Here is a 13,012-nt window from a genome sequence, read left to right as displayed (position 1 = left end):
GAAATCGCTGCGTGAACGGAGACGCTTAAAGCGCCAGCCGCTTCTTCAGCGCGTCGGCCCGGTTGCGGCTGACCGGCACGCGGGGGGCGCCGGGGGCGGCCATGACGAAGGCGGCGCGGCCGTCCTGCCGCTCCACCGCGCGGGCATGGCGCAGGTTGACGATGTAGCCGCGATGGGTGCGCACGAAGGACCGCGGGTCGAGCCGCGCCTCCAGCTCCGACAAGGGCAGACCGCAGAAGAAGGCGCCGTCGCCGGTGTGGACGGTGGTGTAATGGCCGTCGGCCTGCAGATAGACGGCATCCGCCGGGTCGAGCAGGACGATGCCCTGCCCCTTTTCCACCGGCAGCTTGACCAGCGGTTCGGGCGGCGATGCGGATGGCGGGACGGAGGGTGCCTGCGCATCCACCGCAGCGGGCCGAACGGCCTCCATCAGCATCAGGGCGGTGACGGCACTGCCCTCCGCCACCGTCGCGGCGGGCGCCAGCGCGGTCGCCTTCACCACCAGAACCCGGCCGGGCAGCGCCACCATCATCGAACAGGCGGAGGCGGGAGCCGCCGGATCGCCGGCCGCGGCCAGCAGCAGTTCCACCTTGGCCCGGTGCGAGGGCGGGTGCAGGTCGTGCAGATAGGCGCCGACCAGCCCGGCCGCCCGTTGCCCCAGCAGCCGCACCGCCGCCGGGTTCAAGGCCAGCACCCGCCGCGCGCTGTCCAGCAGCACCAGCCCGACGTCCATGTTCTGCAACGCATAGTCCATGGACGCCCACTATAGCGGTGATTCAGTCCTGGCTCTCGCCTTTCCGCCGGCTGCCCTGGACCAGGGCGGCGACGACGCCGTGGAAGGTGCGCACCTCCTGCTCGGTCATCTCCATGCGTTCGAAGGCGTTGCGCAGGGTGCGGACCATCGACGGGCGCTTTTCCTCGCTGGTGAAGAAGCCGGTGCGGTCCAGCGCCGCCTCCAACCGCTCGAAGAAGTTCACCCGCTCCGCCATCGTCGCCGGGCGGGTCTGGCCGGTGTGCAGGAAGCGGTCGGGCGTGCGATCGCCGGCCTGGAACCACTCGTAGCCGATCAGCAGGACCGCCTGCGCCAGGTTGAGCGAGGAGAAGGCCGGGTTCAGCGGCACCGTCACCAGCGTCTGGGCGAAGGTCAAATCGTCGTTGAACAGCCCGGTGCGCTCCGGCCCGAACATCACGCCGACCTTCTGCCCGGCGGCATAGCGTTCCCGCATCTCGCCCGCCGCGACGCGCGGGGTGACGAAGCGCTGGATCATGTCGCGGGTGCGCACCGTGGTGGCGTAGACCGCTTCCAGGTCAGCGACCGCCTCGGCCGTCGTCTCGAAGATCTTGGCGTTGTCGATGACGAGGTCGGCGCCCGATGCGGCGGCACTCGCCTTCGGGTTCGGCCAGCCGTCGCGCGGCTTGACGAGGCGCAGGTCGGTCAGCCCGCAATTCAGCATCGCGCGCGCGCAGGCGCCGATGTTCTCGCCGAGCTGCGGCTGCACCAGGATGACGGCGGGGCCGCCAAGGATGGACTCACGCGTGGGGTTCTGGCCGGAGGTCATGGGACGACAGTGGTTGGAGTGGCAAACGCTTGCCCCCACCCCGACCCTCCCCCGCTGGGCGGGGGAGGGAGACAGGAGCTTTGCGGAAGAACTGCAGAGTCCCCTCCCCCGCCCAGCGGGGGAGGGTTAGGGTGGGGGGCTAACGCCCCGCCTATTCCTGCTGTTCCGCCTTCTCCGCCTCGACCTTCACCGGGCCGCCGTCGATGGCGGTCAGGCGCTTCTTCAGGTCGGAGACGTCGGCGAACAGGCGCTTCAGGCGGGCGAGGCCCTTGTATTGTTCGAAGGCACGGGCGCGCGGCACGGCGGGATAGCCCATCCATACCGACTTCGGCGGGATGTCCATGCCGACGCCGGAGTTGGCGGCCACCACCGCGTCGCTGCCGATCTTCACATGGTCGGCCACGCCCACCTTGCCGGCCAGAACCACGCGGTCGCCGATCACCGTGCTGCCGGCGACGCCGACATGGCCGCACAGCATGCAGTTGGTGCCGACCTGGACGTTGTGGCCGATCTGGACGAGGTTGTCGATCTTGGTGCCGTTGCCGATGCGGGTGGCCGTCACGGTGCCGCGGTCGATGGTGGCGCCGGCGCCGATCTCGACATCGTCGCCCAGGATCACCGTGCCGATGGAGTTCACCCGGCGGATCAGCACGTTCGTGCCGACGACGCGGCCGGTGGTCTTGGCCGATTCGACGCTGCCCGGCTCCGGCGTGACGAAGCTGAAGCCGTCGTTGCCGACGGCGGCGTTGGGATGGATGATGCAGCGGGCGCCCATCTCCACCCGCTCGCCGATGCGGGCGCCGGGGTGCAGCAGGCAGCCGTCGCCGATCACCGCATCGGCACCGACCGTGACATGCGGCAGGACGATGGCGCCGGCGCCGATGCGGGCGCGCGGGCCGATGTAGGCGAAAGGAGCGATGGAGGCATCCGGGGCCACGATCGCGTCGGGCGCCACATAGGCCTGCGGCGACACCCCCGGTTCGGCATGGACCGGCTTTTCGAAGATGTCGAGCATCCCGGCCATGGCATAGCGTGGGCGCTTCACCACGATGCGGTTTTCGATGCCGTCCGGCACCTCGACCCCCTCGGCCACCACGGCGGCCACCGCCTTGCTGCCGGGCAGCAGGGCCAGCAGGTCCTTGTCCATGGCAAGCGCCAGATCCTCCGGCCCTTCCGCCTCCGACGGGTGGACGGCGCGGCGGACCAGGATGGAGCCGTCGCCTTCGACCGTCGCGCCCAGCGCTTCGGCGATCTCGGCCAGAGTACGGGGGGCCTGGGTCGGATGGGGCTTGGTCATGGGAAAGCACCGGTGTCAGAGTCGTCACGAACCGCCTTGCCGGACGGCGCGGCGGACCCTAACACGGGCGTCCGGCGGATGGCGAGGTATCAGAACGCGGCACCGGCCTGCGCATCTCCCGTCTGCCCTCCCTTGGCGCCCCGACGCAACAGGCCCTTCACCCGCTCCTTCACCCGCCGCAGCAGCGGCTGGCGTGCCTGGACTGCATAGTATTTGCGCACCGTTTCCAGGATTTCCCAGGTGCCGGTGAAGCCCATCGGCAGGACCAGCGCGTCGCCGGCCTTGTATTCTCTCGGCACTCCGCCTTCGGGCGTGATGATGACGCGGCCGGACAGCAGGACGCAGAACTCGTGATACGGCCAGTCCTTCATCGCCACGATGCCCGGTGTGCACTGCCACACCCCCGACTTGAAGCGGCCAAAGTCGCCGTCGAACAGGTTGCGGTGAATCTCCTGCGGCTGGCCGGACAGGATGGCGCCGAACACCGCAGGCTTGCCGGTCTCGTCATCGGCGATGCGGCGGCTTTCGATGGGCACGGGGGTGAAGTCGGGCATCGGCTCTCCCGGTCAGGAAGGTGTAAGGGTCGGCGGCGCTCCTGCGCAACACCGCAAGCCCCCGAAGGTTCCCGGCCGGGCCAAAAAAATCAGCCGCCCAGATTGACGATCTCCACCCGCCGGTTGGCCGCCGCCTTCGGCTCGTCGGGCAGCAGCAGGTCCCGCGCGCCCATGCCCGATGCCTCCAGCCGGTCGCGGCGGATTTGGTAGTTCGACACCAGATATTCGACCACCGCCGCCGCCCGCCGCTTGGACAGGGTGAGGTTCGCCGCATCGCCACCGACGGCGTCGGTGTGGCCGACGATGCGGAAGCGCGTGTTGCCCGCCGTCGTCATCACCGCGGCCACCTTGTCCAGGATCGCCCGCGACTCCGGCTTGATGCGGGCGGAGTTGAAGTCGAACTCCACCCGGAAGGTGGCGCGCAGTTCCGGCGCCGGCAGGGCCGCCGGTCCAGGCAGCGGCGGCAGCGCCACCGGTCCGGGAGGAGCGGCAACGCTTGCCGACGGCGGGGTGGCGGGGCGCTGCATCGTCACCGGCGGACAGTTCGGGCCGGTGGTGCCAAGCAACGCCGCCTGAATCTCGCATTCGCTGGGATTCGGACCCATCGGCATCGCCGGGTTGGGCAGCGCCTGGGCGAAGGCCGCCACCGGCAGAACCAGCCAGACGCAAGCACCGAGCATCAGGCCGAGCCGCATGGCCGCATTGCGGCTCCGCAGCATGGCCGCATTGTTCGGACCGCGGACGGTCGTATCACATTGCCCGTGGAACAGTCCTGCGTGCATCTGTACGATCCCGGTCCGTATCTTTCGTATAGGGCGCTTGGGAGGAAACAAGCATGAAATCGCTTAAGGCTCTGCTCGCCGGCATCACGCTGGCCGCGCTGACGGTTCCCGCCGTTCTGGCCGGTGCAGCGAACGCTGCCGACTACAAGGCGGAGTACAAGCTTTCCACCGTTCTGGGCAAGCCTTTCCCCTGGGGCGTGGGCGGCGACCGCTGGGCCGAACTGGTCAAGGAGAAGACCGGCGGCCGCATCAACATCAAGATGTATCCCGGCACCTCGCTGGTGAACGGCGACCAGACCAAGGAATTCACCGCGCTCCGCCAGGGCACCATCGACATGGCGGTCGGCTCCACCATCAATTGGTCGCCGCAGGTGAAGGAGCTGAACCTCTTCTCCCTGCCCTTCCTGATGCCCGACCACAAGGCGCTGGACGCCCTGACCAAGGGCGAGGTGGGGAAGAAGCTGTTCGACCTGCTCGCCACCAAGGACGTCGTGCCGCTGGCCTGGGGCGAGAATGGCTTCCGCGAGATCTCCAACTCCAAGCACCCGATCAGGACGCCGGCCGACCTGAAGGGGCTGAAGATCCGCGTCGTCGGCTCGCCGCTCTACCTCGACACCTTCTCGGCGCTGGGCGCCAACCCGACGCAGATGAGCTGGGCCGACGCGCAGCCCGCGCTGTCCACCGGCGCCGTCGATGGCCAGGAAAACCCGCTGACCATCTTCGTCGCCGCCAAGCTGGCGACGCTGGGCCAGAAGAACCTGACGCTGTGGGGCTATGTCGCCGACCCGCTGATCTTCGTGGTCAACAAGGAGGTGTGGGCGAGCTGGTCGAAGGAGGACCAGGAGGCCGTGCGCGCCGCCGCCGTCCAGGCCGCGGCCGAAGAGGTCGCGATCTCCCGCAAGGGCATCACCGCCGAGGACGACAGCCTGCTGAAGGACATCGCCGCCCAGGGCGTCGAGGTCGTCCGCCTGACGCCGGAGCAGCAGAAGGCCTTCCAGACCGCCACCCAGCCGGTCTTCGACAAGTGGGCCAAGCAGATCGGTCCCGATCTGGTGAAGTCGGCCCAAACCGCCATCGCCGAGCGGAAATAGGCATTTTTCGCCCGCATGACGAAAAGCGGCGCCCTTCGGGGCGCCGTTTTTCATGGCCGCAAAGCACTTGCTTGTGATGCGTGCCCGTGCGGATTGCGCTACAACTCCCCCAACTTGCCGAGTGGTTTGCGGAGCGGGCGCCTATGACGTCGGAAATGCTGCTGGCGCTGTTCTGCATCGGCGCCACCCTGCTGTTCCTGGCGGTCCGGCGCGGGTTGATCCTTCGCACCGACCAGGAAATCCGCCGTGCCGGCGCGACCCTGATCGCGGAGCGCGATGCGCTGGAACATCAGGCCAACGAGCTTGAGGCCATGCAGGCCGGCATCGGAGCGATGAAGGCCAAGCTGATCGAGCTGTCGACCGACAAGCTGGTCCTCAGCCGCCGCGGCGGCAAGCGCACCGCGGCGTCGCGCCGCTTCATCCACGAGATCGGCCGGCCGGAGCCCGGGCGCAAGTGCTTCGCCTTCCGGCTGGCGATGGCGCCGGGCTTCGTCGCCCAGCCTGACGCCAAGGCGGTGGTTCATCCCGCCATCTGGCGTTTCGAGAATGCGGCGCAGGTCTGGGCCGCCGATTTCGCCGCCGCCCAGATGCTGACCCGCAGCATTTTCCATGAAGGCGTCGGCGTGACGGTTTCCGGCGAGGATGCCGAGCAGGACGCCGTTGCGGGAGCCGCCGCGCCATGACCATCCTTTGGGTGCTGGGGGCGGTCGCCAGCCTGGGTGCCGGTGTGGTGGGAGAACGGATCCTCGGCATCCGCGCCCGTCGCCAGTCGCAGAAGCTGGCCGCGCTGAAGGAGCGGCTGGACGTCTACGCCAACTACGCCAAGCTCGCCGCACTCCGCCGGGCGGAGACGGAGGAAACGCTGGCGGGCCTGCGCCGCGAGGTGGCGGAGGTGGAGGGCGAGATCCTGTCCCTGCAATCGGCTGTGACCGACGAGGCCGCACTCGCGCCGATGGAGTTTTACTCCGTCGACCGCGTCGCCCGTTCCGGCGGCCCGCTGTGGTACGTCGCGGTGGAGGCGCTGGACGCCACCGCCCCCTGGTCGGGCGTGCGCAATTACGCCGTCGCCGCCGAAACTGCGGAGGACGCGCGCAAGCGGATCGCCGAACGCTATCCTTCGCCCACCACCTTTGCCATCTCCCCCGCCGCGCCGTTGGTGCTGCCGGAGCGTTGAGGGGCTTCGGTGTTGTAGCGTGGTCGGCTTCGATTGCCCCCACCTAACCTCCCCCGCTGGGCGGGGGAGGGACTGCCGCCACTCTCCCGAACAAGCACTTAACCCCCTCCCCCGCCCCGCGGGGGAGGGTTGGGGTGGGGGTCTAACGCCGCGAAAAAGAAAGGGGGCGCCCCACCAGAGCGCCCCCTCTTCCATCAACCGCAGATCAAGCGTTGTTCATGCGGTTGTCGATCAGGTCCGTCACCACGCCCGGATCGGCGAGCGTCGAGGTGTCGCCCAGGCTGTCATGCTCGTTCGCGGCGATCTTGCGCAGGATACGGCGCATGATCTTGCCCGAACGGGTCTTCGGCAGGCCCGGAGCCCACTGGATCAGGTCGGGCGAGGCGATCGGGCCGATCTCCTTGCGGACCCAGGCGACCAGTTCCTTGCGCAGCTCTTCCGTCGGGGTTTCGCCGGCGTTGAGCGTGACGTAGGCGTAGATGCCCTGGCCCTTCAGGTCGTGCGGATAGCCGACAACCGCGGCCTCGGCGACCTTCGGGTGGGCGACCAGCGCGCTTTCGACCTCGGCGGTGCCCATGCGGTGGCCGGACACGTTGATGACGTCGTCGACGCGGCCGGTGATCCAGTAATAGCCATCGGCATCGCGGCGGCAGCCGTCACCGGTGAAGTACTTGCCCGGGAAGGTCGAGAAGTAGGTCTGGACGAAGCGCTCGTGGTCGCCGAACACCGTGCGCATCATGCCGGGCCATGCGTCGGCGATGCAGAGGTTGCCCTCGGTCTCGCCTTCCAGGATCTGGCCTTCGTTGTCGACGACGACCGGCTGGACACCGAAGAACGGCTTGGTCGCCGAACCCGGCTTCTGGCCGATGGCGCCGATCAGCGGGGTGATCAGGATACCGCCGGTCTCCGTCTGCCACCAGGTGTCGACGATCGGGCAGCGGGCATCGCCGACCACGTTGTAGTACCACAGCCAAGCTTCCGGATTGATCGGCTCGCCGACCGAACCCAGGACGCGGAGCGAGGCGCGCGAGGTCTTCTTCACCGGGCCTTCGCCCTCACGCATCAGCGAGCGGATGGCGGTGGGAGCGGTGTAGAAGATGTTGACCTTGTGCTTGTCGATGACCTGCCAGAAGCGCGAGGAGTCCGGATAGGTCGGGATGCCTTCGAACATCAGCGTGGTCGCGCCGTTGGCGAGCGGACCGTAGACGATGTAGCTGTGGCCGGTGACCCAGCCCACGTCGGCCGTACACCAGTAGACCTCGCCGTCCTTGTAGTCGAAGACATACTGGTGGGTCATCGACGCATAGACGAGATAGCCGCCGGTGGTGTGCAACACGCCCTTCGGCTTGCCGGTCGAACCGGAGGTGTAGAGGATGAACAGCGGATCCTCGGCGCTCATCTCCTCCGGCGGGCAGTCGGCGGAGACGCTCTCCATCTCTTCATGATACCAGAGGTCGCGGCCCTCGGTCCAAGCGACGTTGCCGCCGGTGTGCTTGACGACCAGCACATGCTTGACCATCGGTGCGCCGGCCACCGCCTTGTCCGCGTTGGCCTTCAGCGGCACCTTGCGGCCGCCGCGCAGGCCCTCGTCCGAAGTGATGACGAAATGGCTGTCGCAGTCGACGATGCGGTCCTTCAGGCTGTCGGGCGAGAAGCCGCCGAAGACGATGGAGTGCACGGCGCCGATGCGGGTGCAGGCCAGCATCGCATAGGCTGCCTCCGGGATCATCGGCAGGTAGATGGTGACACGGTCGCCCTTCTTGACGCCGTTCTTCTTCAGGACGTTGGCGAGGCGGCTGACCTTCTCGTGCAGTTCCTTGTAGGTGATGGCCTTGGAAACGCCGGGGTCGTCGCCTTCGAACAGAATGGCGGTCTGGTCGCCGCGGGTCGCCAGGTGGCGGTCGATGCAGTTGGCCGAAACGTTCAGCGTGCCGTCGTAGAACCAGCGGATGTGAACGTCGTCGTTGAAGTTGACGTCCTTCACCTTGCTGTAGGGCTTGATCCAGTCGAGCCGCTTGCCCTGCTCGCCCCAGAAGGCCTCGGGGTCCTTGACCGACTGCTCGTACATGCGGGCATAGGCTTCCGCATTCACGTGGGCGGTCGCCGCGATCTCGGGCTTCACCGGAAAGAAGCTGTTGTCGGTCATGAGTGCGATTCCCCCGTGGTGCTTCCGAATTGGCCGGAAGATGTTGCAGGGCGGCGGGCCGCCGCCCGGAATTGAGCGGCATTATCCACACATGTTGCGGGACTAACAAGCAAATCGGCCCCCACAGGCCCCCCGACCAAAGGAGGATTGTGTCGCTGATTTTGCAGCGCGAGACTGTTTCTTCCCCAAGCATACCCAGGCATTGCAGGGCACGCAGGATCCGGCACCGCACGTCTCCGGACTCCCCCCGGTCCCTTTGCCGCGACCATCCGCCGCGCCGCAGTGCAAAACGCGTCATGACGGCCTTGTAACGGGCGATCCCTTGCTTAACCCGACCTTAACCGGGTGGCAGCTATAGAGTTGCCGCATCACGGTAACGATCATCGTCGGCAAGGATCGCAATGCCCAGCACCACGAACGCGGACGATCTTCCCGAAACCGGCGACCGCAGCGACCGCCTCGCCGGTCTTGCCGACCGCACCAACCTGATGGCCATCGACGCCACGCTGCGCGCGCTGGGCGCTCCCCTCAACGCCAACTCCGCCGCCAGCGTGGCGGACATCGCCCGGCGCATGAAGCAGGCGACCAGCGACTTCCGCGCGGCAATGCAGGACGCGGCGGAGTGATCTGGCGGTTATGTTAGACCCCCGCCTGTCCTCCCCCGCTGGGCGAGGGAGGATAGGTGGGGGGCAAGCGTCACCCCACCCCACGCCCCTTCAAGCCGGCACCCCAACCCCCGCCAGATCGCACACACGCGCCCATTCCTCGTCGCTGACCGGGCAGACCGACAGGCGGGACTGGCGGACCAGCGCCATCGACTGCAGCAGCGGGTCGGCCTTGATCTGCTTCAGGGTGACGGGCGTCTTCACCGGCATCACCGGGGCCACGTCGACCATGCCGAAGCGGCCGGACTCGTCGCTGGGGTCCGGGTAATAGGTGCGGACGATCTCGACGATGCCGACGATCTCCAGACCTTCGTTGGAGTGATAGAAGAAGGCGCGGTCGCCCACCTCCATCGCCTTCAGATTGTTGGACGCCTGGTAATTGCGCACCCCGTCCCAATGGGTCCGGCCATCGGCGACCATGCGGTCCCACGAATATTTGAACGGCTCGGACTTCAGCAGCCAATAGGCCATCGCAGGCACTCTCCCGCTCAGGCCTTGGGGTAGACGCGGCGCCAGGGCCGGATCGTCACGCTGTCGAACAGGCCGGCCTTGGCATAGGGGTCGCCGGCGGCGAACACTTGCGCGGCAGCGGCATCGGCGCACTCGACGATCAGCAGGCTGCCGACCATGCCGCTCTGGTCGTCCGACAGCAGCGGGCCGGCGGCGAAGATACGGTCGGCGTTGGCTTCCAGATAAGCCAGATGCTCGGCGCGGTTGGCGGCGCGGACGTCGGCGGCACCCGCCTTGTCGACGCAATGGAACATGAACAGCATGCGGTCCCCTCCTCCATACGGTGGAGCGGGAGCCTAGCGCAGGGGACGGCGGCGGGAAAGCGCCGCCTGCAGCTTCACGCCACCACGCGCGGACGCCGCGGCGGCGCCTTGCCGCGGCCCTTGCCACCCTTGCAGGGGCTGTAGCCGCCGGGCGCGATGCGGCCCAGGCTGATGCCGGTGCCCTCGATCTCGCCGAAGCCGCGCAGCCCCATCTCCTGCGTGGCAGCCAGCGCGATGCGGCCGCAGGCTTCGGCATCGCTGCCGGCACGGTGATGGTCGAGCGCGATGCCCAGGAAGTCGGCCAGATGGTTCAGCCGGTGCCCGGTCAGCGTCGGCCAGGCACGGCGCGCCAGCACGACCGTGCAGAGATAGTCGCAGGCGGGCCAGTCGAGCCCGTAGTCGGTCAGGGTGTGGCGCAGCACGCTGAGGTCGAAGGCGGCATTGTGCGCCAGGATCAGCCGGCCCTGCACCCGCTCGCGCAAGGCCGCCCAAACCTCCGGGAACTCGGGCGCTCCGGCCACGTCCTCTTCCCGGATACCATGGATGGCGCTGTTGAAGGAATTGAAGCGCAACTCGCGCGGGCGGATCAGATGCTCTTCCGTCCCGGTCACACGGCCGTTCTCGATCCAGGCGACGCCGATGGAGCAGGCGCTGGTGCGGGTCTCGTTGGCGGTTTCGAAATCGATGGCGACGGCGTGGCCGGAGATGACGGTCATTGATATCCGATTTGCAGGCAGGTCAGAGGCGGAGAATTTCGGCGAGATCCTCGGGAAGCGCCTCTTCCGCCGCCAGAACCCGCAGCTTCAGCAGGCTGGCGACCGCCATGGCATCGGTGATGGCGCCGGCCAGCACCATGTCGATCACCTCGGGGAAGGGCACGCGGCGGACCGCCAGCACCTCGGTCTCGTCGGGGGCGGACTCGCCCTGCTCCAGACCCCAGGCGACGAAGGTGTGGGCGACCTCGTCGGTGATGCAGTTGGACAGGTGCAGTTTCATCAGCGGCATCCAGCGCCGCGCCGTCAGGCCGGTTTCCTCACGCAACTCGCGCGCCGCCGATTCCTGCGGTTCCACCCCCTTGCGCCCGCCGCCTTCCGGAATTTCCCAGCTGTATTGCTTCAGCGGGAACCGATACTGGCCGACCAGGGTCACCGTGCCGTCGTCGTGGATCGGCACCACGCCGGTGGCAAGGCTGCGGGGATGGACGACGCCGTAGATGCCGGGAGCGCCCTTCGGGGTCAGAACCTTATGCTCGACCACCTCCATCCAGGCATTCTCGTACTTCGTCGTGCTGGTCAGCACAGTCCAGGGATTGCCGGTGGACTCACCGGTTTCGATCGGCACGCGAGGCCCCCTCCGTCGGTTGCGACCGGAGTATAGGGAGACGGTCACCCGGTCGCAATGGCCGCACCGCAGCAGGTCACAGACAAAAAATGATAAAATTTTCCAACAATTGGGCGAAACGAAGTCCAAATCGTTAAATAATGGTTTCTTGACAGACAAATCGACCGCACTTACTTCTAAATCGTGACAGGAAAAGTCGCGGTCATACTCCGAATGGGTGGGGCGACAGCCCGCCCATTGACCTGGAAAGGGCAGCTGCGTGGCTCCTCAGTTCGGTCCACAGGATTTGGAGCGGTGGCGAAATCCCGACTGGCGTAACCGTTTGGTTGCCTGGTGGGAAGGGTATGACCTCTCTCGGTTGCCCCGCGTTACGAACCGGTCTGCCCTGCGTAACTTGATGGACGAGCGAAGGAACGGGCCGGTCAATGCCGTGGGCACTGCGCCCAGCCTTTCCGCTCCCCTGCCCTCGGCGGTCGACCCAACTGCGGTCGGCGGCAATCCGGAGCTGGACCAGTTGGCGTTGATGCAACTCGACCGCCATGGCGAACCCGTCTGGTCGCCGGCGCGCAGCGAGGGGGCGCAGCTTCTGTGGGGCCAGGACATGACCGGGCCGGAAGAGGCGGCGTGGATGGTCGACTCCGTTCGCTCCTTCGGGCTGAACCCGGCCAAGAGCGTGCTGGACCTGTCGGCCGGCCTCGGCGGCACCGCCCGCGCACTGGTGGAAAACTGCGACACCTGGGTGACCGGGCTGGAGCCGTCGCCGCTGCTGGCGAAGCTGGCGATGGACCGGTCGAAGGCGCTGGGCCTGTCGAAAAAGGCGCCGATCGCCCATTACGACCCGGAGCATTTCAACCAGGCCGGCAGCTTCGACCTCGTCATGGCCGACCGCGTCGTCCACCGCGTTCGCGACAAGGAACTGTTCCTGGACCGGGTCGGCGACTGCGTGAAGCCCAAAGGCGGCATTGCCCTGTTCGATTACGTGATCGACGGCGCCCCCGGCTCCTGGGATGCCTGGAGCGCGTGGCGGGACGAGGAGCCGATGGAGGTCTATCCCTGGACCGCCACCCGCATGGCGGACGAGTTGACGCAACGCAACCTCGACCTGCGTATTTCCGAGGATCTGACCCAGTTGCACCGCCGCCATATCATCGACCGGGTGCGCAATCTGGCAGACACGCTGACGAACGCCGTACCGCCGGCGCCGGTGCTGGCGGCGCTGAAGCGCGAGCTTGCCCTGTGGTGGGCACGGCTGAAGGTGCTGGGCAGCGGCCTGCGCTTCGTCCGCTACGTGGCGATGAAGCCTGCATAAGGCGGCGGAGCAGGCCTCCCTAATGTTCATATGAGTAAAGAAGACATCCCCTGAGATGTCATAGGATGTTCGGTGGGTCCCGCCATAAGGCTGCCCCTACTGACAGTTGCTGGCGATGCTCCACGACCGTGCCCATGCTCCCGCTTTCTTCGAGCCAGACGTTTGATCTGCACAGACCACGCCCTACATCTTGCCTGCATGACGCGCGGGCGCCCTTGCGGCCGCCCCAGTCTTTTGGACGATCTCCGGCGTCCTTTCGACCGTCATCAGCCGGACCGTAACCGAAGCGCCCTCCCAAGCGCCGCCCAAGGCGCAAGCCCG

Annotated in this window: 15 protein-coding genes; 5 read left to right on the top strand and 10 right to left on the bottom strand. The window is 67.4% G+C overall.

Going from position 1 to position 13,012, the window contains the following annotated elements; translation table 11 throughout:
- Positions 1 to 25: 25 nt before the first annotated feature.
- The 5 genes from J2Y49_RS02715 to J2Y49_RS02695 all read right to left on the bottom strand — a co-directional run bounded on the left by J2Y49_RS02715 (position 26) and on the right by J2Y49_RS02695 (position 4,192).
- On the bottom strand, positions 26 to 754 hold the full coding sequence (locus J2Y49_RS02715; RefSeq protein WP_310111976.1) for a PAS domain-containing transcriptional regulator: 729 nt from the start codon (positions 752 to 754) through the stop codon (positions 26 to 28).
- A gap of 22 nt (positions 755 to 776) precedes the next feature.
- The gene (locus J2Y49_RS02710) at positions 777 to 1,559 is read right to left on the bottom strand and encodes an RNA methyltransferase (RefSeq protein ID WP_310111973.1); all 783 of its coding nucleotides are present in this window, start codon (positions 1,557 to 1,559) and stop codon (positions 777 to 779) included.
- A 151-nt stretch (positions 1,560 to 1,710) separates the two neighbouring features.
- On the bottom strand, positions 1,711 to 2,856 hold the full coding sequence (lpxD, locus tag J2Y49_RS02705; protein ID WP_310111970.1) for a UDP-3-O-(3-hydroxymyristoyl)glucosamine N-acyltransferase: 1,146 nt from the start codon (positions 2,854 to 2,856) through the stop codon (positions 1,711 to 1,713).
- An 89-nt stretch (positions 2,857 to 2,945) separates the two neighbouring features.
- On the bottom strand, positions 2,946 to 3,410 hold the full coding sequence (locus tag J2Y49_RS02700) for a cupin domain-containing protein (RefSeq protein WP_310111966.1): 465 nt from the start codon (positions 3,408 to 3,410) through the stop codon (positions 2,946 to 2,948).
- Between the two features lie 89 nt (positions 3,411 to 3,499).
- A complete protein-coding gene (locus J2Y49_RS02695; RefSeq protein WP_310111963.1) occupies positions 3,500 to 4,192 on the bottom strand; it encodes an OmpA family protein in 693 nt (230 codons plus the stop codon).
- Positions 4,193 to 4,245: 53 nt separating this feature from the next.
- Between J2Y49_RS02695 and J2Y49_RS02690 the strand changes: the two genes are divergently transcribed.
- The 3 genes from J2Y49_RS02690 to J2Y49_RS02680 all read left to right on the top strand — a co-directional run bounded on the left by J2Y49_RS02690 (position 4,246) and on the right by J2Y49_RS02680 (position 6,457).
- Positions 4,246 to 5,283: a DctP family TRAP transporter solute-binding subunit gene (locus J2Y49_RS02690; protein ID WP_310111960.1), complete on the top strand. Its 1,038-nt coding sequence runs from the start codon at positions 4,246 to 4,248 to the stop codon at positions 5,281 to 5,283.
- Positions 5,284 to 5,426: 143 nt separating this feature from the next.
- A complete protein-coding gene (locus J2Y49_RS02685) occupies positions 5,427 to 5,966 on the top strand; it encodes a hypothetical protein (protein WP_310111957.1) in 540 nt (179 codons plus the stop codon).
- The gene (locus J2Y49_RS02680) at positions 5,963 to 6,457 is read left to right on the top strand and encodes a hypothetical protein (RefSeq protein WP_310111954.1); all 495 of its coding nucleotides are present in this window, start codon (positions 5,963 to 5,965) and stop codon (positions 6,455 to 6,457) included. The genes J2Y49_RS02685 and J2Y49_RS02680 overlap by 4 nt, the downstream gene beginning before the upstream one ends.
- 205 nt (positions 6,458 to 6,662) lie before the next feature.
- On the opposite strand, the gene acs is transcribed toward J2Y49_RS02680, so the two are convergent.
- Positions 6,663 to 8,603, bottom strand: a complete 1,941-nt coding sequence (gene acs / locus J2Y49_RS02675; protein ID WP_310111951.1) for an acetate--CoA ligase — start codon at positions 8,601 to 8,603, stop codon at positions 6,663 to 6,665.
- Positions 8,604 to 9,004: 401 nt separating this feature from the next.
- On the opposite strand from acs, the gene J2Y49_RS02670 reads away from it, so the two are divergent.
- The gene (locus J2Y49_RS02670) at positions 9,005 to 9,229 is read left to right on the top strand and encodes a hypothetical protein (protein WP_310111948.1); all 225 of its coding nucleotides are present in this window, start codon (positions 9,005 to 9,007) and stop codon (positions 9,227 to 9,229) included.
- Positions 9,230 to 9,319: 90 nt separating this feature from the next.
- Here J2Y49_RS02670 and J2Y49_RS02665 read toward each other — a convergent pair whose 3' ends face one another.
- The 4 genes from J2Y49_RS02665 to J2Y49_RS02650 form a co-directional block, all read right to left on the bottom strand.
- On the bottom strand, positions 9,320 to 9,739 hold the full coding sequence (locus J2Y49_RS02665; protein ID WP_310111945.1) for an EVE domain-containing protein: 420 nt from the start codon (positions 9,737 to 9,739) through the stop codon (positions 9,320 to 9,322).
- A 17-nt stretch (positions 9,740 to 9,756) separates the two neighbouring features.
- Positions 9,757 to 10,041, bottom strand: coding sequence for a YciI family protein (locus tag J2Y49_RS02660; RefSeq protein ID WP_310111943.1), 285 nt, complete (start codon positions 10,039 to 10,041; stop codon positions 9,757 to 9,759).
- 74 nt (positions 10,042 to 10,115) lie between these two features.
- On the bottom strand, positions 10,116 to 10,757 hold the full coding sequence (locus J2Y49_RS02655; protein WP_310111940.1) for a 3'-5' exonuclease: 642 nt from the start codon (positions 10,755 to 10,757) through the stop codon (positions 10,116 to 10,118).
- Between the two features lie 22 nt (positions 10,758 to 10,779).
- A complete protein-coding gene (locus J2Y49_RS02650; protein WP_310111937.1) occupies positions 10,780 to 11,382 on the bottom strand; it encodes an NUDIX hydrolase in 603 nt (200 codons plus the stop codon).
- 430 nt (positions 11,383 to 11,812) lie between these two features.
- Here J2Y49_RS02650 and J2Y49_RS02645 point away from each other — a divergent pair, with 430 nt between their 5' ends.
- Positions 11,813 to 12,691, top strand: a complete 879-nt coding sequence (locus J2Y49_RS02645; RefSeq protein ID WP_310111934.1) for a class I SAM-dependent methyltransferase — start codon at positions 11,813 to 11,815, stop codon at positions 12,689 to 12,691.
- Positions 12,692 to 13,012 lie beyond the last annotated feature (321 nt).

The sequence above is a fragment of the Azospirillum sp. BE72 genome (assembly GCF_031455875.1).
In the GTDB taxonomy this organism is placed as follows: Bacteria; Pseudomonadota; Alphaproteobacteria; order Azospirillales; family Azospirillaceae; genus Azospirillum.
The sequence above is the reverse complement of the archived record's forward strand: the minus strand, read 5'-3'. Positions and strand labels throughout refer to the sequence as shown.